Origin of the sequence: Paenibacillus sp. S-38 (assembly GCF_049942825.1) — a bacterium.
GTDB lineage: Bacteria > Bacillota > Bacilli > Paenibacillales > NBRC-103111 > Paenibacillus_G.
On the sequence record NZ_CP187970.1, the window covers coordinates 4,198,544 to 4,217,862 of the forward strand.

Sequence of the window (19,319 nt, forward strand, 5' to 3'; positions counted from 1 at the left end):
CCTGGGTTACTGCTGCGTGGCAGCGAACTGCCTGCTGTACCACGCTTGGGCCGCCATAACTTCGGGATCCGTCAGCTGGTGACCGTATCGTTCCCAGTGCACTTCCACGTCCGCTCCTGCCCCGGCCAGCAGGTCTCGCAGCTCCTCCGTCTCCCGGGCCGGGCTGAACGGGTCGTTCGTACCCGCCCCGATGAACACCGGGACGCGGGTGAGCTCCGGCAGTTCCCTTCCCCGCAGCGGAACCATGGGATGGTGCAGGATCGCTCCTCTAAACGATCGACCGTAATGAATAAGCACACTTCCTATGATGTTGGCCCCGTTAGAATAGCCGAGCGCGACGAAATTGTCCCTGGCGAGGCCATATTCTTCAGCAGACCGATCCAAAAAGGTATGCACCTCGTTCGTGCGGTAGACCAGATCTTCTTCATCGAACACGCCTTCGGCCAGGCGCCGGAAGAAACGGGGCATGCCGTTCTCCGTCACATTCCCCCGGAGACTCAGAATGGTCGATTCCGGCGAGATCAGCTTGGCGAGCGGCACCAGATCACGTTCCGACCCGCCGGTTCCATGGAAGAGCACAAGAACAGGGGCTTTGGAATCCAGGCCGCGCTCAAAGTAGTGCTTCATGAGGACTTTGCCTCTAACTCCCGGACCTGGACCGGCTGCAGGTTCGCTTCGATGGCTTCCCTTCGATCCTCAAACCATGACGGGAGCATCAGCTTCTGCCCGAGCGCATCGGGATCTTCATCATTAGCAAATCCAGGGGGATCGGTGGCGATCTCGAAGAGAATCCCGCCCTTCTCCCGGAAGTACAGCGCATGGAAATACTGGCGGTCAATCAGGTCGGTCGGGATAAACCCGGCGCTGAATACCTCCTGCTGCCACTGCTCGTGTTCTTCGAAGTCCTTGGCCCTCCATGCGATATGGTGGACCGTTCCAGCCCCTTCAGCGCCCCGTTCGACATCGGTGAGGGGCACGTCAATGAGATTGCCGATGTCACCGGCCGCCTGGAAGCGGCTGTACCCTACGTCTTGCCCGACCTTCTTCAATCCCAGCACATATTCAAGTACCGAAGCCGTACTCTCCGCGTTCGTGCTGAACAGCACCGCCCCGCCGAAGCCCTTGATCGCCTGGTCGGCTGTGATTCCGCCGAATACCCATTCGCTCTTCGGGCCGGCTTCGCGTTCCACCAGCTCGAGCCGCAGCCCTTCATTGTCATTGAATTGAAGGTACTGTTCATTGAATCTTTCGGCCTTCATGACCGAAATGCCGAAGTGCTTAAGACGCGCCTCCCAAAACGGAAGGGAACCGACAGGCACGACATACGTGGTGATGCCGACTTGACCTCCACCGACCCGGCCCTTGCGGGAAGTCGGCCATGGGAAGAAGGTGATGATCGTTCCGGGATGCCCCGCGTGATCGCCGAAGTAGAGATGGTACACTTCCGGCGCGTCAAAGTTCACGGTCTTCTTGACGAGCCGCAGTCCGAGAACGCCTGCATAGAAATCGACGTTCTCCTGCGGGTTTCTTGCAAATGCCGTAATATGATGAATCCCAGCCGTTTGTAAAGACATGACGATCTCTCCCCTGCTTATACTGGTGACAGGCCTGCCTCCGATCGGATCAGGCTTCTTATCCGACTCCGGTCGGTTATTCCGCGATCTTCTTATCCTTGACTTGCTCAGCGATGGGTAAACGCTGCTTTGAATTCGACTCTGGCGGTTTCTGTCATGCTGTTCTCATCATAGTTCGTAAGGGAGACGGGGAACAATGCCATTTTCCCTATAGGAGGGATAAGAATCATCTATACCTTCAGCTTGATTCCGAAAAAGAAGAAGCCCGGAGAGACGATCCCCAGGCCCCCCGGCTTCCGGCTCAGCCATACAAATGAGCAGAGCCTACTGCTCCCCATTTCAGCCGAGGAACGAGCGCAGCATCCATACGTGTTTCTCGAGGGAGCTGTGGATGGCAAGCAGCATGTCCCCCGTCGTCTCGTCCCCCTCGGCTGCAGCCAGGCTCATGCCTTCCTTCAGCTGCGCAACCACAAGGCCGAAGTCCTCTACAATCGAGCGGACCATCTCCTCGGCGGTTTCTTGTCCCCGGGCGTCCTTCACGGCCGAGAGCTCCAGAACTTCACGCAGGGTGGCTACAGGACTGCCGCCCAGCGCAAGCAGACGCTCCGCGAGATTGTCTACATGCAGAGCAGCCTCGGTGTACAGCTCCTCAAACTTCAGGTGAAGCGTGAAAAACTGCGGGCCTTTCACATACCAGTGATAATTGTGGAGCTTGGTGAACAAGAGCGTCCAGTTCGCAATTTGGGTATTCAGTACCCCTAGCAGCTGTGTCGACATGAATATAAAACTCCCTTCGGTTTTTGGCAAAACCTAGAATAGCATAGCGCTTCTTTATTGTATATAAATGTAAGGCCGTTATAGGGAAATTGAATAAGAAGTATAGAAAGGCCTCTATTGATCCTGCGCCGGGGGAACGAATAAGATGGGGATACTCATCGTTCCGCTCCACCAAATTAAATATGTAGGAGGTTTATTTTGGCTGACGAATCCTTGTCCGGCTCCCCGAACTACTCTGTTCTCACGGGGATTTTATTCTGGTGCTCCCTGCTTGTTGTCTCATCGGTTTTTTTGACGATTCCCCTGGTACCGCTCTTCGCGGATTCATTTCAGGCGGCCCCATCCGAGGCAGCTTGGGCGGGAAGCGCATTTTCGTTCGCTTTTGCGGGCGGCGGATTGTTCTTCGGCGTCCTGTCGGACCGATTCGGGCGGAAGAAAATGATGCTGTCCGGGCTGCTGATGCTCACGCTGATCACTCCACTGATCGGTACGGCCACCGACCTCTCCTGGCTCATTGCCCTGCGGGCGATTCAGGGGCTGGCGGCCTCAATGTTCCCTCCTTCGGTACTCGCGTACGCTATGGAGATGTTCCCGGCTCGCAGAAAAGTAGGGATTATCGGCTTTATCAGCACGGCATTCCTGATGGCCAGCATTGCAGGGCAGCTCTACAGCTCCTGGGTGGTTCTTCAGTTCAGTTGGCCGTACGTATTTTATATTTTGAGCGCCGGGTACTTGGTTTCGTTTGTCCTCGTTGCTCTCCTGGTGCCCCGTGATCCGGTCCATGCAGCCGTCGGCAGCTTCTTTGCCCCTTTTCGCCGCATGAGCGCGATATTCAGCCAGAAGAGCCTGCCCCTGTGCTACATCATATCGGCTACCCTGTTCACATCGCTCGTAGGCTTCTTTACAACCTTGGGGAGCTACTTGAGCAGCCCGCTGTTCGGGTTAAGCCACCAGGAGATCTTATGGATCCGCGCGGTGGGGATCATCGGCATGCTGGTCTCTCCCTTCGATGGCAAAGTGGTTGCCCGCATCGGGATGAAGAACACCGTGTGGTCCGGACTGCTCATTGCGGCCGTTGGTCTTGGTCTATTAGGGTTGTGGCACAATCTTGTCTTTCTGATCCTCATGAGCGTTGTATTCATTACAGGGATTGCGGTCACCCTGCCCGCATTAATCTCGTTAATAGGCCACCTGGCTGGAGAAATTCGGGCGATTGCCGTTTCCTTTCACATGTTCATGCTGTTCATAGGCGCCTCCCTAGGGCCGATTCTCTCGATCTACCTTGTGGATCAGGCGGGGCATTTGCCCGCATTTCTCGTGCTGGCTTTACTGCTCTGTGTAAGCATGGCCGTCCCTTTCTTCATCCGATTGGAAGGACAACCGCAGCCGGGTGTTCATGCCCGAACTAATCAGATGTAGGTTTGGTTTTACTCATTTACTACCTGGCTCACATCCTTCGTTGTGTTTCGGCACGCGATGGATGTGAGTTTTTTGCTTTAAGAAGCCTGCCCGCAGGGAGCAGGGGGAGCGTGAAAAGGATACGCAGAAAGCCAACCAGTAAGCCTGGTTGGCCTCAGCATGCACGAGCCGGGCGGTTTAGGCGCGAGGCGTGCTTTCAAATTTTCCTCTGTGCGTCATGTCGCAGAACGGCTTTTTGCCGGATAGCCCGCATCGGCATAGGATAAAGGTTTCTTTGGTTTCAAACCGGCTGCCTTCGGCATCCGTTAATTCGACTCGGCCGGTAATGCAAAGCGGACCATTGTCAATGACTTTAATCGTAATATCGGACATAAGACCGTCTCCTCTGGGGTTTAGAATACAAAGCAATCAAGGTCGCAGAACCCGCTGCCATGATGGTGGCTGCAGCCCCGGTGGTGAAGCCTGTGAGGCTCCGGCGCCTGATGCCCCGGACTGCCTCCTCCGTACGCGGGCTCGCTGTAATAGCCGCCGAAGAAATTGTGCGGCGCCCAATCGGGACTGGCCTTAGGTGCCGGCGGCGACAGCTTCGCGAATTCCCGCGAGCCATAGACGATCCTGCCGCCTACGACAGTCAATACGGACTCGATCCGCTTGATCTCTTCTTCCGCCACTTGGAAGAAGTCGTCCGTCAGTATCGACAGGTCCGCATACTGCCCCGCTTTGATTTGACCCTTCACGTCTTCTTCCTTCGAGAACCAGGCATTGCCTGCCGTATACATGCGAAGAGCCTGGTGGCGGTCCACCCGGTTCGATTTGGGATACAGCCGGAGCCCGCCCAGCGTCCTGCCGGTGACGAGCCAATATAACGCCACCCAGGGGTTATAACTGGCCACCCTCGTAGCGTCCGTTCCCACACCTACATGCAGGCCTGCCGTCAGCATCTTCTTGATCGGCGGCGTTTGTTCTGCGGCTTCGGCCCCGTACCGGTCCACGAAATATTCCCCTTGGAAGGCCATGCGGTTCTGCACGGCAATGGAGCCGCCCAGCGCGACGACACGTTCCAAGTCCCTTTCGTGAATGGTTTCGGCGTGATCGAGGATCCACCGCAGATCCTTGAACGCAATGTCCTTATTGACGCGCTCGAACACGTCCAGGAAGCGGGAGATTGATTCGCCGTACGTCGCATGCAGACGGAACGGCCAGCGCTTCTGAACCAGGTGATGCGTCACGGAGTACAGCTCATCCTCCAATACGGCGGGCAGCTCCGGACGGGGCTCGACGAAATCTTCAAAGTCCGCCGCGCTGTAGACCAGCATCTCTCCTGCACCGTTATGCCGGTAGTACGGACTGCCTGTATAAGGCTGTGTCGTGGACGTCCACGACTGAAAGTCCTCCAGCTCGTGGTTCGGATGCTGTGTGAAGAGATTGTATGCCGTCCGGACGGTAATCTCCCCGCGTTTGTCGAGCTCCGCAAAGACTTGATAGTCATCCGGATAGTTCTGGAACCCGCCGCCGGCATCAATGACGCTGGTCAGCCCGAACCGGTTCAGCTCCCGCATGAACAGCCGGGTGGAGTTCATTTGGTCTTCATACGAAAGTCTGGGGCCTTTGGCAAGCGTGGCGTACAGAATCGTTGCGTTGGGGCGCGCAATGAGCATCCCGGTCGGATTCCCGCTGCTGTCGCGCTGAATCTCTCCCCCCGGCGGGTTCGGGCTGTCCTTCGTATAGCCGACCACCCGCAGAGCCGCCTGGTTCAAGAACGCTTGACGATACAAATTCAGAATGAACACCGGCGTATGGGGGGCGATCCGGTTGATCTCCTCCAGGGTAGGCATCCGGCGCTCTTTGAATTGAAACTCTGTCCATCCGCCTACGACCCGGACCCAATGAGGCGCAGGCGTACGGTCCACCTGCTGCTTCAGCATCCGCAGCGCGTCCGCAACCGACGGAACGCCGTCCCAGCGGAGCTCCAGGTTATAGTTCAATCCTCCCCGGATGAGATGAATATGGGAGTCGTTCAGCCCCGGAATGAGCAGACGCTGATTGCCGTCCACCACACGGGTCGCCGGGCCTTTGAAGCGCATGATATCGGCGTCGCTCCCAACCGCTGCAATACGGCCGTCTTTGACAGCCACCGCTTCAGCCGTCGGATTGGCTTCATCCATCGTTACGATTTTGGCATTGAAGATCAAGAGATCGGCCTGAACTGCGTTTGATTCATGATTCATTCTTGCGACTCTCCTTATAAGGTCAATTTGGTTCCATCCCGATGAGGACTAGTGGTTCAGCAGCGTTTTGATCCACGGTACGGCATTTTGTCCCAGAAACATGCCCAGAAGGCCGAGTAAGCCCAAGAATGGCGGTGCGGGTGACGGAATTTTAAGCGACTGAAAAATAACTCCGATAATAAGACCGGTGGCTAAAGCAAGCAGCATGGAACCCCACATCGACGTTGTCCCCCCTATATCCCGTTTTCATGACCCAGGTTCCACCCCCACCCAGGGGTGATGCCGGACGATTACCATGCATTTTATCCTGAAGTGCCTATCCCATCAATAAAGCTGTGACTATACCATGCATAGGAAATCCTAATGTGTTCTCCCGGGAGAAGAGCGGCCCCAGGTCTCAAAACGTATAAGTATCATCTATGGAACGTATAGAAAAATGCGGATTGTTTGCTGGGGGTGATTTACATATTATGGGTACATACAACAGCCGTTCGTTCATGGGCAGCCGCTCCAGAACTGTTGTAATCCAGCATACCTAAACATGAAAGTAGGGAGATTCAAGATGTTTAATGACAAGCTTGATTTGCTCACGGCGGAGAATTCTGCGATTATTCTTATCGATCACCAGCCTCAGATGTTATTCGGGGTGCAGAGCGCCGACCGGCAGACCATTATCAATAATGCGGTCGGTCTGGTCAAAACGGCAAAGGTCTTCCAAGCCCCCATTATCCTTACTACGGTTGCGGCTGAAACCTTCTCGGGCCCGATTCACCCGCACATTCAAGAAGTGTTTCCAGAGTATAAGCCGATCGACCGGACAAGCATGAACTCCTGGGAAGACGAGAACTTTGTGGCTGCCGTCAAAAGCACAGGCCGTAAGAAGCTGGTCATGGCGGCCCTGTGGACCGAGGTTTGCCTCGCATTCCCGACGATTGCCGCTCTGAAGGAAGGCTACGAGGTGTATATTGTGACCGACGCATCCGCGGGAACAACCGATGAAGCCCATCAGACGTCCATTCAACGGATGATTCAAGCGGGAGCGATTCCGGTGACCTGGCAGTCGGTTCTTCTCGAGTATCAGCGCGACTGGGCAAGACAGGACACGTATGATGCGGTGATGGATATTGCCCTTCAGCACAGCGGTGCTTACGGCGCCGGCGTCTTCTACGCGCATACGATGTTCGGCGGGCATGAAGGACAATAAGAACGCGGGTCAAGGACAGTCCTGAGGTTTGGGCTGTCCTTTTTGTAATGAAAGAATTTCATTCTCACCGGGACTCCATTCTGTTATCTTATATAGTAATTCGCACCGTCCGTCATGGGCGGCGATGCCATTGATTTTGAACATAAGGAGGAAAATGAAAATGAAGCCGCCTTCGCAAGCGGGCCTGTTACGCGGCAGGGGGAACAGCGACTCGGGGAAGGTTTCTTTTATCGAATTGTTCTTCGATCTGATCTTCGTCTTCGCCGTCACCCAGCTCTCCCATTCGTTCCTGGGTCATTTATCGCTCGGGGGAGCCATCGAGCTGGTGCTGCTGACGATGGCCGTATGGTGGGTTTGGATCTTTACGGCCTGGGTTATCAATTGGTTCAATGCCGAGATGCGGCAGATTCGGCTGATGCTTATCGTGCTGATGCTGCTCGGACTCATTATGTCCGCCTCCATACCTGAGGCATTCGGGTCGACCGGACTTTACTTTGCCGCCGCGTATACGCTCTTCCAAGTAGGCCGGACCGCGTATACCGTATGGATGCTCCGCCGAGATCTGAAGGAGCTCCGGATTAACTTTATCCGTATTCTGGTATGGCTGAGTGGATCGGGCGTCTTCTGGATCGCAGGAGGAATAGCCGAGGGCACGGACCGGCTGGCCTTATGGATTGCGGCGATCGTTCTCGAGTATGCCGCCCCTTCTCTCGGATTCTGGGTTCCGCGTCTTGGCAGAACTCCCACTTCGGTGTGGGATGTGGAAGGCTCCCACATGGCGGAACGCTGCGGGCTGTTCATTATCATCGCGCTCGGTGAGTCCATCCTGCTGATCGGCGCCACGTTCGCCGATACCGCCTGGAGTCTCACCACGATGGCGGCCTTCGTCTCGGCGTTCGTGATCACGGTCGCCTTGTGGTGGATCTACTTCGATGCGACCTCGAAGACCGGGCATGATTTCATTGCCCACTCGTCCGACCCGGGGAGACTAGCGCGGTCGGCGTATACCTATACCCACCTGCTGCTCGTTGCAGGCATCATTGTCACTGCGGTGGCAGGCGAACTACTGCTCGCCCATCCGTCGGGCCACACCGAGGCTATGACAGCCTTGGTGCTTCTTGGGGGCCCCGGGCTGTTCCTGCTGGGCAATGCCTTATTCATGTACATTGTGTCCGGTGTGGTTCCGGCTCCCTACTTAGCCGGTTCCCTGGTGCTCCTGCTGCTGTCCCTTCTCGCCGGCTCCTTATCGCCGCTGGCTCTGTCTGTGCTTATTGCGGTAGTGCTCATCCTGGTCTCCGTATGGGGCCATTTCTTCTCGGAGCAGCTCCGGAAGCAGTCCACCGCCCGGATGAAGCATCTTGACTCTTCCGCGATGAAGGGTTAGATCGAAGGAAGAGATGAACGTAGGACAAACCGATGAGAAAGCCGTTGGAGACGCCACAGAGTTCTGGCGCAAAAGAGGTGGCGGCGACGAGATCAAGGAGATCAACGAACTATACCCAGCCAAGGCCTCTAAATAGCTGTTCTTTATAAGCCAAAATGAAACGGTCCCGGGAGTTATACGGGACCGTTTTTTGAGGTATAAAAAAGTTGCTCACGCCAACTCGAAGATCAGTACGCCGTAAGCCGGCATGTCAACCTCATGCTGCAGGGTTGTACCGGACAGCAGCTCTCTGGCTGCCTTCTTGACTTGGATCGTGACCGGCTGATCCGAGTAGTTCAATAAGAACACATAGCGCGCTTCGTCCGATGAGCGGATCCCCAGCTCGACTTCGGCCGGCATGTCGAACCAGTCCCCAGCCGCAGACGCCAGGCCGAGCTCGTCGAGGAGCGCATCCACGACCTCTTCGCTGTAAGCGGCGCCGTAATACCACACTTTCCCTAGACCTGCCGCGCGCCGCGTCAATGCCGGCATGCCCTGGTAGTATTCGGTCGCGTATTCGGCCACCACCTCCACATCGGCATTCTCAACCCGCAGCACCTCGTTAAATCCAAGGGCCTTGGCCCCCGCAGGCAGGCGGCTGCCCTCCCAGCGCAGCTCTGCCGGCGTAACGGAGCCTTTGATTAACGTATAATCCTCGACGGTAATCCCGCACAGCCCGGCGGCCGGACCCGGGAAGGGACGCATATAGCAGTGGCCGCTCGGATTCTTATAGCCGGTACGGGCACCCAAGAAGAGCTTCCCTCCCTGCTCAACGTATCCGGTAAGGAGCTCCGCCGTTTCCTCCGTCATGATCGCCGGGTGCGGGTACACAAGAACCTTGTACCTCGATAATTCCTCCAGGGTTGTCTTCGGCCGCAGGGTGATGAAGTCCGCAGGGATGTGACGGTACTGGAGCTGCTTGAACCAGGAGCGAAGGCTCTGCCATCGCAGCGGGCCATGCCACTCGTCTAGCTCCCCGTCCCAGTTGTTATCATAGTCCTGCATGATCGCGACTTCCGCCTGGTATACCGTTCCTGCGATGGCGGAACCGATCCGCGAGAACTCCTCGCCCACCTGCGCGACTTCCCGCACTCTTCTGTTCGGCTTGTTGTGGTAATCATTGATCCCGTGCCAGTAGATCTCGGTACCCATCGTCGCAGTACGCCAACGGAAATAGACAAGCAGATCCGTTCCATGCAGCACCGATTGGTATGACCATAACCGGATTTGTCCCGGTCTTGGCGTGCCCATCCCGATCCGGTCCACCCAGCCCCCCGGACCTGCTTGCTGCTCCATGATACAGAAGTTCGGCGAAATTGACCGGACGCTGGACAGGTTCATGCTCCATGCACGGTCTCTCAGCGGATTCTCATCACTGCCGGGGAAGATCGTCGAGAACTGCGGATAGGAATCGTAAGAGTAAAAATCCAAGTGCTCATCCGTCAGCTCGTGATTGTCCAGATGGCCGAACATGCCGTTGGTCGTGACAAAGTGATGCGGAGCCGCTTCCCGGATGATATCGACTTGAAGCTTGGCGAACGCAATCGTATTGTCGGAGATGAACCGCTTCTCGTCCAATGCCAGATGCGGATTAGGCGAATCGTTAACCATGGGCCGTGTGAGATGAATCTGCTCCCAGTCCGTATACGTCTGACTCCAGAAGACCGTTCCCCAAGCCTCGTTGAGATGGTCCAGCGTGCCGTATCGCTTCTGAAGCCATGCCCGGAACGCGGCATGATCGGCCTCCGAATAGAACACACTGATCTCGCAGTTGAGCTCGTTGTCGATCTGCCAGCCGATGACAGCCGGATGATCCTTGTAAGCCTCGACCATGCTCCTGACGATACGTCCGCAGAGCTCCCTGTATTTGGGGCTCGAATAATTGTAATGCCGGCGCATGCCGTGCCGGTACAGCACGCCCTCCTTGCTCGCGTTGAGAACCTCCGGATAGCGGTGCGTTAACCAGGCGGGCGGTGTCGCCGTCGGCGTCCCCAGGATCACCTTTAATCCATACCGGTGAGCCAAGTCCATCACCCGGTGAAAGAAACGGAAATCGAATCGCCCTTCCTCCGGTTCCATGATCGACCAAGCAAATTCAGCCATCCGGATCACGGATATGTTCATCTCGCGCATCCGCCGGAAGTCATCCTCCCACAGCTCCTCCGGCCAATGTTCGGGATAATAACAAACGCCCAGCGTTAATTCGTCCATATGTATCGATTTTGCCATCCATGCCTGCCTCCCAACGGTTCTTGTACCTTCATTCTAGTAAACGGCGCTGCAGATGGATATGACAAAATCATGCGAAGTATATTAAAATATTGTCATTGATTATTCGGACACCTATGAACAAAACAATCCTTTTGTTTTCTGTGTGTAAAAATATTGCGTAGCTCGCGAGGTGCTGCATGAAAGAACACATTTTTCTGCCGAAACCGGTTTTCCCGCGGCATGTCTGCTTTCCCGATTTTATCGGTGGGTACAGCGAATACCCCGAACACTCCGTCCGGCGTGAATACGCAACCAAGGAGAATAATTTGGACCGCTGTTATAATATGCACCTTGTCCTTGACGGCAAAGGCTTTCTGCATACGGAAACAGGATCCTACGAGCTGACGCGCGGACAAGGCTTTTTATACGGGCCAGGCCTCAGGCAGACGTATCACTCGGATTCCGATCAGCCATGGAACATCCGGTGGGTCCATTTCTACGGGGGGCGCCTGGAGGAGCTGCTCGGCGGCAAGGGGCTCGACGAGCCGTGGCTGTTCGGACTCTCGGATCCCGCGCCGGTCGTGACTTTAATCGAAAGGCTGCTGCACCTGGGGAGAGCGTATGAAGTGAATGACGAATACGCGATGGCCTCCACGCTGTATGAACTGCTGACCCGGATCCAGTCCATGGCCGATCAGCTCAATGTTCCCGTCAACCCGGCAGCAGACCGGATTCGTGCGGCAGCCAACTATGTGCGTGCCCACTGCCATGAGCCGTTCACCCTGGAACAGGCGGCTGCCATTGCCGGGTACAGTCCGCATTACTTCAGCCGCAAGTTCAGCAGGACGTTCGGCCAATCCTTCCCTGAGTTCCTGATGGAATCCCGGATTCTGCAGGCCAAGCGCTTGTTGGCTTCTACGGGCTTATCCGTCAAGCTCATCGCCCTGCAAACCGGCTTCTCCCAAACGAGCTATTTCGGCAGATGCTTTCGGACCCTGGAGGGCATGACGCCCCTGGAGTTTCGGCATCGGCATCAGGTTTAGATCAGACTGGAATCGCGCAGGAGCTTGACATCCCGCATCGGCGGGCGCCCGAAGAAGCGGGCGTATTCGCGGCTGAACTGGGAAGGACTCTCGTACCCGACCCGAAATCCCGCCGCAGCAGCATCCAAGCCTTCGGTGAGCAGCAGCCGGCGTGCGGCTTGCAGGCGAATGACCTTCTGATACTGCAAAGGGCTCATGGCCGTTACTTTTTTGAAATGCTTGTGCAGCGAGGTGGCGCTCATGCTTACTTCTTTGGCCAATTCGCTAATGTTGAGGGGCATGGAATAATCCCGGTTAATCCGGTGTATGGCTTGGGAGATGCCCTGCGCACAGCTTCCGATGACGGCGAACTGTCTGAGCGATGCCCCCTGCTCGTCCTGCAGCACCCGGTAAAATATCTCGCGGATGATGAGCGGAGAAAGCATCGGTATATCCGCAGGAGTATCCAGCAGTCTGACAAGCCGCACGATCGCCTCCATCAAGGGAGGGGTGGACGGATTCAACAGCATCCCGCTGCCGGTCTCCCTGCTTCCCGGCGGCGGGCTATGCTTGACGACATCCAGGAGAACATCCGGATGGAGCGTGAGTTGAAGGCTTACATAGGGAATCTGGGGCGAGGCGCCCGTAATTCTCCCGATGACCGGCAGGTGCACCGAAGTAACCATATAGGAAGAGGAATCGCATCGGCAGCTTGTCCCGGCCAGCACAGCCGTCTTGGAGCCCTGGGCGATCAAGTAAAGCGAAGGCAGATGGATGGTATGCAACGGCTCCGACTCCGTGGAAGCCCGTCTGAGACAAAGCTCGGGTATCGCGGTGGGATGCGTGCCGTCAGCAGTCGCATGCCGCTTAATGCGCTCTGTCAGTTCTTCTTGATAGGCCGAAATGGCTGTCGGGGAATCGTGCTGGGTCATGTGGATTCACGCCTCCTGTTCCATGCAGTCTGATAAACGTATTGTAAACAAGCCGGACAGGATCAGGCAAGAAATGCGCATGAATCATCTACCTCGTTCCATCGAATTCTTTCTATAATGCTAAGTGCAGGATCGCAGGGACAGCTGCGGTCCATAGCTTAGAGGAAAGAAGGAATCGCAGATGGGCCTGGAAGGAAATGCGTTCACGGCAGGAATCAAGGACAAAGTCGTCATTATTACAGGGGCAAGCAGCGGAATCGGCGAAGCCGCCGCACTTCTGCTCGCCGAACGTGGAGCGAAGCTCGTGCTGGGTGCGCGCGGAGCGGACCGGCTTGAGGCGCTGGGGAAGCGCATCGTCAGTAATGGGGGCGAAGCCGTGTACGCAAGCACGGACGTCAGTCGGCGTGAAGACATGTCCCGTCTGGCTGCTCTGGCATGCGAACGGTACGGCCGGCTTGATGTGCTCATCAACAATGCCGGCGTTATGCCGATCTCGCCCCTTGATGACCTGCGTGTGGAGGACTGGGAGGCGATGATCGACATCAACATGAAGGGAGTGCTGTACGGCATTGCCGCCGCGCTCCCCATTTTTCGCAGGCAGGGCTTCGGGCAGTTCGTGAACATCGCATCTACGGCAGCACATCGGACGGTACCGGATCAATCGGTTTATTCGGGGACGAAGTTCGCCGTTCGTGCAATCTCGGAAGGGCTGCGCCAAGAAGCAGGCGATCAACTGCGCGTTTCGATTATATCGCCTGGTATCGTGAGAACTCCGTTCACAGAGGGGGTAACAAAGAGGGAAATAAGGGATCGGCTCGCCGCCATGCGGGATGAGCTGGCGATGCCGCCCGAAGCGGTGGCCCGCGCGATTGGATTCGCCATCGAGCAGCCGGCCGACGTGGATGTGAACGAGATTGTCATCCGTCCGACGGCGCAGGGATAAGGCGACGGGGCTGTTCGGAGACCTTCTTCTCCCCTGCCTCAGTCGGAATGGAAATGAACGTTTATGCTCGGATTTCGGGAAGGATAAGATAACGAGAGGCAGCCAATCAAGATTGGCTGCCTCTCGTTATCAACTGGAGACCCCTTCACCCTTACTGCTGCAAAGCAGTGAGAATTAACTCGTTTACCCGGGAACTGAAGATAAGACCGATATGAGAAACGCCGGAAATTTGAATATTATTGGCACCGGTCAAAATGGAAAGATAGTTGGCCACAATCGTATCACTCGTGGAGTAGATCGACGTAACGTTCACGCCTTCCGGAGCACTGCTGGTGGTTAGACGGTTCGCGCCGCCCAGGGTGATCAGCTTGTCCACCTTCGAGGAGCCGCTGCGGTTCAGAATGTAGTACAAACTGTTGGCCCCGCCCATGCTGTGGGCAATAATGTTCACATGGGTATGCCCGGTCTTACTCCGCACACTATCGACGAAGCTGTCCAGGGCAGCTGAATTTAACAGTTGGTTCCCCTGCTTGCTTGGGAGTTCGATAGCATACAGCTCATCGTCGGACCAACCCTGCGATTTCAAATAGGCTTTGATATAAATAAAATTGCTGGATGAACCGCTTAACCCATGCACAAAAACAATAGGTGTATGTGCGGTTGTGGCATTTTCAACTGCTTCTTCACCGGCGGCATGGGAGGCCGGGGTGAACAAAAACAAGGAAAAGACCATAACCATACTGATGAAAGCGGAAATCAAAACCTTGCTCTTTCTCATACATGCATCTCCTCTATGTAATTAAATAGTAAACCTTTTTGATTATATGTAAAGAGAAAGGTAGAAAAAAGGACTTAAAGACCCACATATTTACATCAAAGGACATTTCAGGAGCAAAGTCCCCAACATTTCCGACATCATGATATCCAGAAGCATCAGGACCAGCTGTACTCGCTCGAACATGCGCAGGGCTTCGGTTCCGGAATAGGCCGAGGAGAATGCCATCCCTTCCTCTTGAAGATACATGTTTACCGTGTCGTGGACGTCAGGGCTGTCGTCACAACAGTCAAAACCCCACACCCGTGCTTGGCAGCAAATTCGGCAGGTGTGGGGATAGGGGACTGCTTTTCTTCTACCAGGGTCAATCCTGCGGTTACTGAGCTCCGTTCGCGCCCTCCCGGACCGCATTCAATTCGTACATATTCACCGTCACACTAATGATATGTTCCGGCTTCGGCTGGCCTCTGTTCTGCCGGTGCCCTTGAATATGGGCATCGCTCTTCTCCCAGTTCTTCCAGTCCTCTAAGGACCTCCAGCGGATCATGATCATGACTTCCTCACAATCTTCCTGCTTCTTCCGGTTTACCATGATGGTTTTGTCGATCAGCCCCTCCATCGCATCCATTGGGCTTTCTTTTGAAAACCGCTCCAGGACGAGATCCGACTTGCCCTTTTGGACAACGATCGTTCTTGTTTGAATCAACATGGTATCACTTCTCCTATAATATGAACTGTTATTGGCCGGCACCGCTGTCCTCTGCTGCGGAATCACTCCCGGTCGGCGGTGCCGCCGGTTCTTGGGCTGAGGACTCGGGAATCGAGGCGAGCAGCCCCTTCAGACTCTCCTGCAATTGGCCCATGAGTTCCTGAAACTGGGCTGCTTGCTTCGAGGATGGAGCTTCCTTCGCCGCTTCAGCGGCTTTCGCCATCAGGAAGACCGCATCGGACCAGTCCTTCATCAAGCCGCGCAGCTCATGCTTGCCGCGCCCGCCATGCCTTCCATGCTTGCCGTGCGGCCCATGGTGTCCATGCCCGCCATGACGTCCATGATGGTCCCAGCGGTTCTCCGGGGGCTGTGTACCGGCCTCCTCTCTCTCGCGGAGATAGGCCTCCCCCGCCTTCGTAATATGGTACAGCTTCTTGCCATCCGCATCGCTCGAGCCGATCAGCTGCATGTCTTCAAGCAGCTGCAGATTGGGGTATACGGAGCCGGGACTCGGCGAATACAATCCGCCGGTCTTGTCTTCCATGGCCTTAATCAGCTGATAGCCGTGCATCGGTTCTGCGGCCAGCAGCTCCAGCAGGGCGAACTTGAACTGTCCGCGTTCGAAGAACCGCTTCCCTTCTCCCCGTCCGCCGAATCCGCCGCGCGGACCGTCATGCCGGTGCCTCAGGAACAAATCAGGGTAACCGCCCTCGAGGTCGGATCTTCTATGCTGGGAATGACGTCCCTTCCACGAATGGTGTTTGTCATGCTTCATTCCAATTCCTCCTTCAATACGATATATCGTTATAATATAACGATATATCGTATTGAGTCAAGATCCCAAGCGTTCCGATTTTCGAGCAGATGCCCTTTGGGGGCCCAGGCAGGGCCTTGTGGGTCTAGAAAATCAAAAACAAAAATGCCGCACGAAGGCGGCATGATAAGGTAATGCTTTTAGACATTGGAGCATTGGCGAGTCCGGGATCAACGCGCTGTTCGTACCGTGGTCTCCGGTGAGGCATAGATTGTTACCGTCGCCGACACGCCCGCCGGCGAGGTTACAGTTAAGTCAAAGGATACAGGTCCGGATCCGGAGATCTTTACATTGCCGTAAGGATCGATGCTGATCGAATGCCCCTCATCCGAGATGTTGGAGATGGAGAAGGCAGCCCCCAGAGCCGGATTATATTTCTGGGCATCCGCATTTTCGTACAGAACTCCGTAATTGTCCGTAACATTCAAGCCGGTAAACGCATTGAAGCCCAATCCTTCGTTGTATTCCCTGTCGTCCCAGGTCAGCTTATCGATGCGCAGCGGATCGGTTTTGACCGTGACGTTCGTGGACAGGGTCCGGGTCGAACCGTCGGCGGCTTTGAAGCTGACCGTCACCTTGGCCGTACCCGCCTTGCTGCCGATCACATATCCGGAACCCGCACCGTTCGTAAAGGTATTCACGATGCTCTGGTCCGATGCTGCCACCGACACGATCTGCTTCGGCCGCATGCCGATCACTTCCCCTGCCGCATTCTTGGCTGTGTAAGCCACCCCGCGTCCGAACTTGCTGTCGGCACGAAGCTGGCTGTCCTCGGAGAAGGAATACGTTGCGTCCGTGACGGAATTGTACACATTGTCGAATACGGCCCCGCTGTCTTTCGCATACCAAAGCGCGGGGATGTTGTTCAGGGAGTAGGTCAGATCCGCGGACTGGGGATCCAGGATGGTCACCGTCCTCTTTAACGTGCTGACCTCAGTCTGGTCTTTCAAGATGGTGATCTCCAGCTCCATTCTGTGATCAATGGCCGAAGCGTTGTTCAAGGCGGCAAACCGGAACTTCTTGTTATTAATCTGGCTTCTCAGATTGAACAGCAGGGTCGGTTCGCTGCCGAGCAGTGCCCTGTTGCCGAGGGCCGCTTCTTTATCCCCGATCACGAGCAGCGGATGCTCCGGTGAAAGCGGGGTGCCTGTGGTCTCCGGAGCGCCTGAGGTTAAGTCCCCGGTGACCGCATCCGGCGAAGAGTCCTTGGAGCCGTAGGTTTTGGCGGTCATCTGTACTTGATACGCGGAACCTCCGTTTGCAACGGCATTGCCTTGATCGTCCACCGGAATCAGCCTGTCGAGCTGTTTGCCGTACTGGTCAAGCACCACATAGGTGAATACCGTAGTCGCGCCGGGAACCATTCCCTTCAGCGGCGCAGTGACTTCTTTGATACGCTCCGGGATCCGGGCTGCCTGAACCTGGAAGCTTTTCGAATCGCTGCTGGAGCTGTTTGCCGAAGCAATGAAGATGCTGACGGTTACAGAGCTGTTTTTGCGGCCCGGGACCGAGCCGATCTTGATTTTCCCTTTGTGCTCGCCGGCGGTTGCTATGGCTGCGGAGGAGTCATTCGAACTGATGTTGATCTGCTTCAGGTTCTCCTTACTCAGAATGTCCTCGGTGCTCAGCTTCTGTCCCTGCGCATCATAGGCGGTAAACGGGATGTAGGCTGCCAGGTCGCCCGCCGCAATGACATCCGCAGGTGCGCCGAGCTCCACCTTGGCCGCCAGCTTGCCGGGTTTGATTAAGACAACCCCATCCGCTGCAGTGGCCTGATTCAGGAAGGAGAAACGGAACTCGCCGCCCTTATCCACATTCCGGTTCAGCGTAATATCCAGCACAGGAAGTCCGTCCCCATCTTCCTCCACTTCGTAGGTCAGGCCCTCCAAATAATCTCTCCACTGCAGCGTAGGCGTGGCGTCCAGCTCGGTGACCGCGTCGTAGTCCATCGGGCTGCCATATTGATCGGAGTAGGTGAGCGGGAACTTGGCATGGTCCCCTGCGCCCTGTATGGCCGTACCATCCCCATACTGCGCCGCCCCAAGCTCCACCTTGGACAGGAACGGACTTGTGCCGACCTTCCACGAGGCGCCGGCGCTCACCCGGCTGTCATTGTTTACGACCGAGGCGGTAACCACACCGCTGCCGGCAGCCGCACCGCTGGTGTTCAGCGTGGCCAGCAGGTAGCCGTCGGCGCTTATGGCCAGCTTGACGATATCTCCATAAGCGGTGTAATTCCCTGCAGGCAATGTCGCCGGCTCATCATACTGGTTGGTCGCTTTGATTTTCACAGTGACGTGAGTGGACTTGGCAACCGTATCGCCCGCATGAATGAATTCCAGCTTTTTGACATATTCGTCCTGGACGGTGAACGTGCCGGAGTTCGTCCCTATAGACGAAGCGTCCAGCCCTCCCAGCGTGACTTTGTATTCTCCCGAACGGAGAGGGGTGTCCGAGAGCGTCAGTACGGCGGACTTCTTGTCCTCCGCGAACTTCACTGCGGCAGCCATAGTCGCCGTACCGGAAGTCAGGACCAGCGCGGCTTTCTCTGTATCGACCTCCCCGTCGAAGGTGACCCGTACCTTACTAACCCCGGTCGCCTGAACGGAAGCGACGGATACCGGTCCGGTTGTCTTCGCAGTGGCATAAGCCTGCAGGCCGCCATAGGCACCGGCCACCAGATCGGCCCGGGTTGCCGTCCTGGAGCCGTCCGCCCCATCAGGAAGCATGTGATGGCTGGCGGCCTCCCGGATGGCATCTTGGTACCAAGGTGTGCCCTGAACATCAGGCGTCACCCCGATGCCTCTCAGCAGCGCTGCCGCAATCTCGCCCAGGGTCAGCTGTGCACCGGGATCGAAAAGGGTGTCGGACTTGCCGTTCACAAGGCCAGCTTTCTTGGCTGCCTCGATATAAGGAAGCGCCCAGCCGTTCGCTTGGTCATCCGGCTGTACATCGGTGAAGGTAGAAGCGGTCAGCGAGTGATCGACGGGAATGCCGTAGATACCGGCAAGCACCTTGGCGAATTGGGCCCGGGTCAGGTTCTCCTGGATTCCGAAGGTGTCCGGCCCCGGCCCCTCCAGCACGCCGGCCTTCAGCAGGGCATCGATCTTGGCTCTCAAGGCGGCATCGGTGTCCGTCAAATCTTTAAAATCCGCGGACGTCCTGCCGCCTCCGGCGTCCGCTGGGGCAGCCTGGCCTGTGGCGAGGGCTGCTCCGGTAAACAGGGTGAGTGCGGTCATTGCGGATACGAGGATAGGTATGTATTTGTGGTTCATGCTGTCTCTCCCT

Annotated in this window: 18 protein-coding genes; 5 read left to right on the top strand and 13 right to left on the bottom strand. The window is 56.2% G+C overall.

The window, feature by feature from the left end; all coding sequences use genetic code 11:
• Positions 1–6: 6 nt before the first annotated feature.
• The 3 genes from ACP26L_RS18960 to ACP26L_RS18970 form a co-directional block, all read right to left on the bottom strand.
• On the bottom strand, positions 7–627 hold the full coding sequence (locus ACP26L_RS18960) for an alpha/beta hydrolase (protein ID WP_426445401.1): 621 nt from the start codon (positions 625–627) through the stop codon (positions 7–9).
• Positions 624–1,574 carry a ring-cleaving dioxygenase gene (locus ACP26L_RS18965; protein ID WP_426445403.1) on the bottom strand — a complete coding sequence of 317 codons (951 nt, stop codon included), beginning with the start codon at positions 1,572–1,574 and terminating at the stop codon, positions 624–626. Before ACP26L_RS18965 ends, ACP26L_RS18960 begins: the two co-directional genes overlap by 4 nt.
• A gap of 339 nt (positions 1,575–1,913) precedes the next feature.
• Positions 1,914–2,351 (bottom strand): Dps family protein, encoded by a 438-nt coding sequence (locus tag ACP26L_RS18970; RefSeq protein WP_426445405.1) that lies wholly within the window; start codon positions 2,349–2,351, stop codon positions 1,914–1,916.
• Positions 2,352–2,549: 198 nt separating this feature from the next.
• Here ACP26L_RS18970 and ACP26L_RS18975 point away from each other — a divergent pair, with 198 nt between their 5' ends.
• Positions 2,550–3,770 (top strand): MFS transporter, encoded by a 1,221-nt coding sequence (locus ACP26L_RS18975; protein ID WP_426445407.1) that lies wholly within the window; start codon positions 2,550–2,552, stop codon positions 3,768–3,770.
• Positions 3,771–3,947: 177 nt separating this feature from the next.
• On the opposite strand, the gene ACP26L_RS18980 is transcribed toward ACP26L_RS18975, so the two are convergent.
• From ACP26L_RS18980 to ACP26L_RS18990, 3 genes are read right to left on the bottom strand one after another with little or no spacing between them, the layout of a single operon-like run.
• Positions 3,948–4,142 (bottom strand): CDGSH iron-sulfur domain-containing protein, encoded by a 195-nt coding sequence (locus ACP26L_RS18980; protein ID WP_426445409.1) that lies wholly within the window; start codon positions 4,140–4,142, stop codon positions 3,948–3,950.
• A 20-nt stretch (positions 4,143–4,162) separates the two neighbouring features.
• On the bottom strand, positions 4,163–5,998 hold the full coding sequence (locus tag ACP26L_RS18985) for an amidohydrolase (protein WP_426445411.1): 1,836 nt from the start codon (positions 5,996–5,998) through the stop codon (positions 4,163–4,165).
• Positions 5,999–6,046: 48 nt separating this feature from the next.
• Positions 6,047–6,217 carry a DUF1427 family protein gene (locus ACP26L_RS18990; RefSeq protein WP_426445413.1) on the bottom strand — a complete coding sequence of 57 codons (171 nt, stop codon included), beginning with the start codon at positions 6,215–6,217 and terminating at the stop codon, positions 6,047–6,049.
• A 343-nt stretch (positions 6,218–6,560) separates the two neighbouring features.
• Here ACP26L_RS18990 and ACP26L_RS18995 point away from each other — a divergent pair, with 343 nt between their 5' ends.
• Positions 6,561–7,202: a hydrolase gene (locus ACP26L_RS18995; RefSeq protein WP_426454999.1), complete on the top strand. Its 642-nt coding sequence runs from the start codon at positions 6,561–6,563 to the stop codon at positions 7,200–7,202.
• A gap of 160 nt (positions 7,203–7,362) precedes the next feature.
• The gene (locus tag ACP26L_RS19000; RefSeq protein WP_426445415.1) at positions 7,363–8,586 is read left to right on the top strand and encodes a low temperature requirement protein A; all 1,224 of its coding nucleotides are present in this window, start codon (positions 7,363–7,365) and stop codon (positions 8,584–8,586) included.
• A gap of 210 nt (positions 8,587–8,796) precedes the next feature.
• On the opposite strand, the gene ACP26L_RS19005 is transcribed toward ACP26L_RS19000, so the two are convergent.
• Positions 8,797–10,854, bottom strand: coding sequence for a beta-galactosidase (locus ACP26L_RS19005; protein ID WP_426445417.1), 2,058 nt, complete (start codon positions 10,852–10,854; stop codon positions 8,797–8,799).
• A 179-nt stretch (positions 10,855–11,033) separates the two neighbouring features.
• Here ACP26L_RS19005 and ACP26L_RS19010 point away from each other — a divergent pair, with 179 nt between their 5' ends.
• The gene (locus ACP26L_RS19010) at positions 11,034–11,879 is read left to right on the top strand and encodes an AraC family transcriptional regulator (protein ID WP_426445419.1); all 846 of its coding nucleotides are present in this window, start codon (positions 11,034–11,036) and stop codon (positions 11,877–11,879) included.
• On the opposite strand, the gene ACP26L_RS19015 is transcribed toward ACP26L_RS19010, so the two are convergent.
• Positions 11,876–12,790, bottom strand: coding sequence for an AraC family transcriptional regulator (locus ACP26L_RS19015; protein WP_426445421.1), 915 nt, complete (start codon positions 12,788–12,790; stop codon positions 11,876–11,878). The genes ACP26L_RS19010 and ACP26L_RS19015 overlap by 4 nt on opposite strands.
• 181 nt (positions 12,791–12,971) lie before the next feature.
• Here ACP26L_RS19015 and ACP26L_RS19020 point away from each other — a divergent pair, with 181 nt between their 5' ends.
• Complete coding sequence (locus ACP26L_RS19020; protein ID WP_426445423.1) at positions 12,972–13,733, top strand: SDR family oxidoreductase; 762 nt, start codon at positions 12,972–12,974, stop codon at positions 13,731–13,733.
• A gap of 151 nt (positions 13,734–13,884) precedes the next feature.
• Here ACP26L_RS19020 and ACP26L_RS19025 read toward each other — a convergent pair whose 3' ends face one another.
• The 5 genes from ACP26L_RS19025 to ACP26L_RS19045 all read right to left on the bottom strand — a co-directional run bounded on the left by ACP26L_RS19025 (position 13,885) and on the right by ACP26L_RS19045 (position 19,306).
• A complete protein-coding gene (locus ACP26L_RS19025) occupies positions 13,885–14,511 on the bottom strand; it encodes an esterase/lipase family protein (RefSeq protein ID WP_426445425.1) in 627 nt (208 codons plus the stop codon).
• 90 nt (positions 14,512–14,601) lie between these two features.
• Positions 14,602–14,919 carry a response regulator gene (locus ACP26L_RS19030; protein ID WP_426445427.1) on the bottom strand — a complete coding sequence of 106 codons (318 nt, stop codon included), beginning with the start codon at positions 14,917–14,919 and terminating at the stop codon, positions 14,602–14,604.
• A complete protein-coding gene (locus ACP26L_RS19035; protein WP_426445428.1) occupies positions 14,885–15,217 on the bottom strand; it encodes an antibiotic biosynthesis monooxygenase in 333 nt (110 codons plus the stop codon). The genes ACP26L_RS19030 and ACP26L_RS19035 overlap by 35 nt, the downstream gene beginning before the upstream one ends.
• Before the next feature lie 28 nt (positions 15,218–15,245).
• Positions 15,246–15,992 (bottom strand): PadR family transcriptional regulator, encoded by a 747-nt coding sequence (locus ACP26L_RS19040; protein ID WP_426445430.1) that lies wholly within the window; start codon positions 15,990–15,992, stop codon positions 15,246–15,248.
• A gap of 209 nt (positions 15,993–16,201) precedes the next feature.
• Positions 16,202–19,306 (bottom strand): S-layer homology domain-containing protein, encoded by a 3,105-nt coding sequence (locus ACP26L_RS19045; protein WP_426445432.1) that lies wholly within the window; start codon positions 19,304–19,306, stop codon positions 16,202–16,204.
• Positions 19,307–19,319 lie beyond the last annotated feature (13 nt).

Coding starts and splice junctions, on each gene's coding strand:
- ACP26L_RS18960 (WP_426445401.1), bottom strand. CDS start 627: ATGAAGCACTACTTTGAGCGCGGCCTGGATTCCAAAGCCCCTGTTCTT.
- ACP26L_RS18965 (WP_426445403.1), bottom strand. CDS start 1,574: ATGTCTTTACAAACGGCTGGGATTCATCATATTACGGCATTTGCAAGA.
- ACP26L_RS18970 (WP_426445405.1), bottom strand. CDS start 2,351: ATGTCGACACAGCTGCTAGGGGTACTGAATACCCAAATTGCGAACTGG.
- ACP26L_RS18980 (WP_426445409.1), bottom strand. CDS start 4,142: ATGTCCGATATTACGATTAAAGTCATTGACAATGGTCCGCTTTGCATT.
- ACP26L_RS18985 (WP_426445411.1), bottom strand. CDS start 5,998: ATGAATCATGAATCAAACGCAGTTCAGGCCGATCTCTTGATCTTCAAT.
- ACP26L_RS18990 (WP_426445413.1), bottom strand. CDS start 6,217: ATGTGGGGTTCCATGCTGCTTGCTTTAGCCACCGGTCTTATTATCGGA.
- ACP26L_RS18995 (WP_426454999.1), top strand. CDS start 6,561: ATGTTTAATGACAAGCTTGATTTGCTCACGGCGGAGAATTCTGCGATT.
- ACP26L_RS19000 (WP_426445415.1), top strand. CDS start 7,363: ATGAAGCCGCCTTCGCAAGCGGGCCTGTTACGCGGCAGGGGGAACAGC.
- ACP26L_RS19005 (WP_426445417.1), bottom strand. CDS start 10,854: ATGGCAAAATCGATACATATGGACGAATTAACGCTGGGCGTTTGTTAT.
- ACP26L_RS19010 (WP_426445419.1), top strand. CDS start 11,034: ATGAAAGAACACATTTTTCTGCCGAAACCGGTTTTCCCGCGGCATGTC.
- ACP26L_RS19015 (WP_426445421.1), bottom strand. CDS start 12,790: ATGACCCAGCACGATTCCCCGACAGCCATTTCGGCCTATCAAGAAGAA.
- ACP26L_RS19020 (WP_426445423.1), top strand. CDS start 12,972: ATGGGCCTGGAAGGAAATGCGTTCACGGCAGGAATCAAGGACAAAGTC.
- ACP26L_RS19025 (WP_426445425.1), bottom strand. CDS start 14,511: ATGAGAAAGAGCAAGGTTTTGATTTCCGCTTTCATCAGTATGGTTATG.
- ACP26L_RS19030 (WP_426445427.1), bottom strand. CDS start 14,919: ATGCGGTCCGGGAGGGCGCGAACGGAGCTCAGTAACCGCAGGATTGAC.
- ACP26L_RS19035 (WP_426445428.1), bottom strand. CDS start 15,217: ATGTTGATTCAAACAAGAACGATCGTTGTCCAAAAGGGCAAGTCGGAT.
- ACP26L_RS19040 (WP_426445430.1), bottom strand. CDS start 15,992: ATGAAGCATGACAAACACCATTCGTGGAAGGGACGTCATTCCCAGCAT.
- ACP26L_RS19045 (WP_426445432.1), bottom strand. CDS start 19,306: ATGAACCACAAATACATACCTATCCTCGTATCCGCAATGACCGCACTC.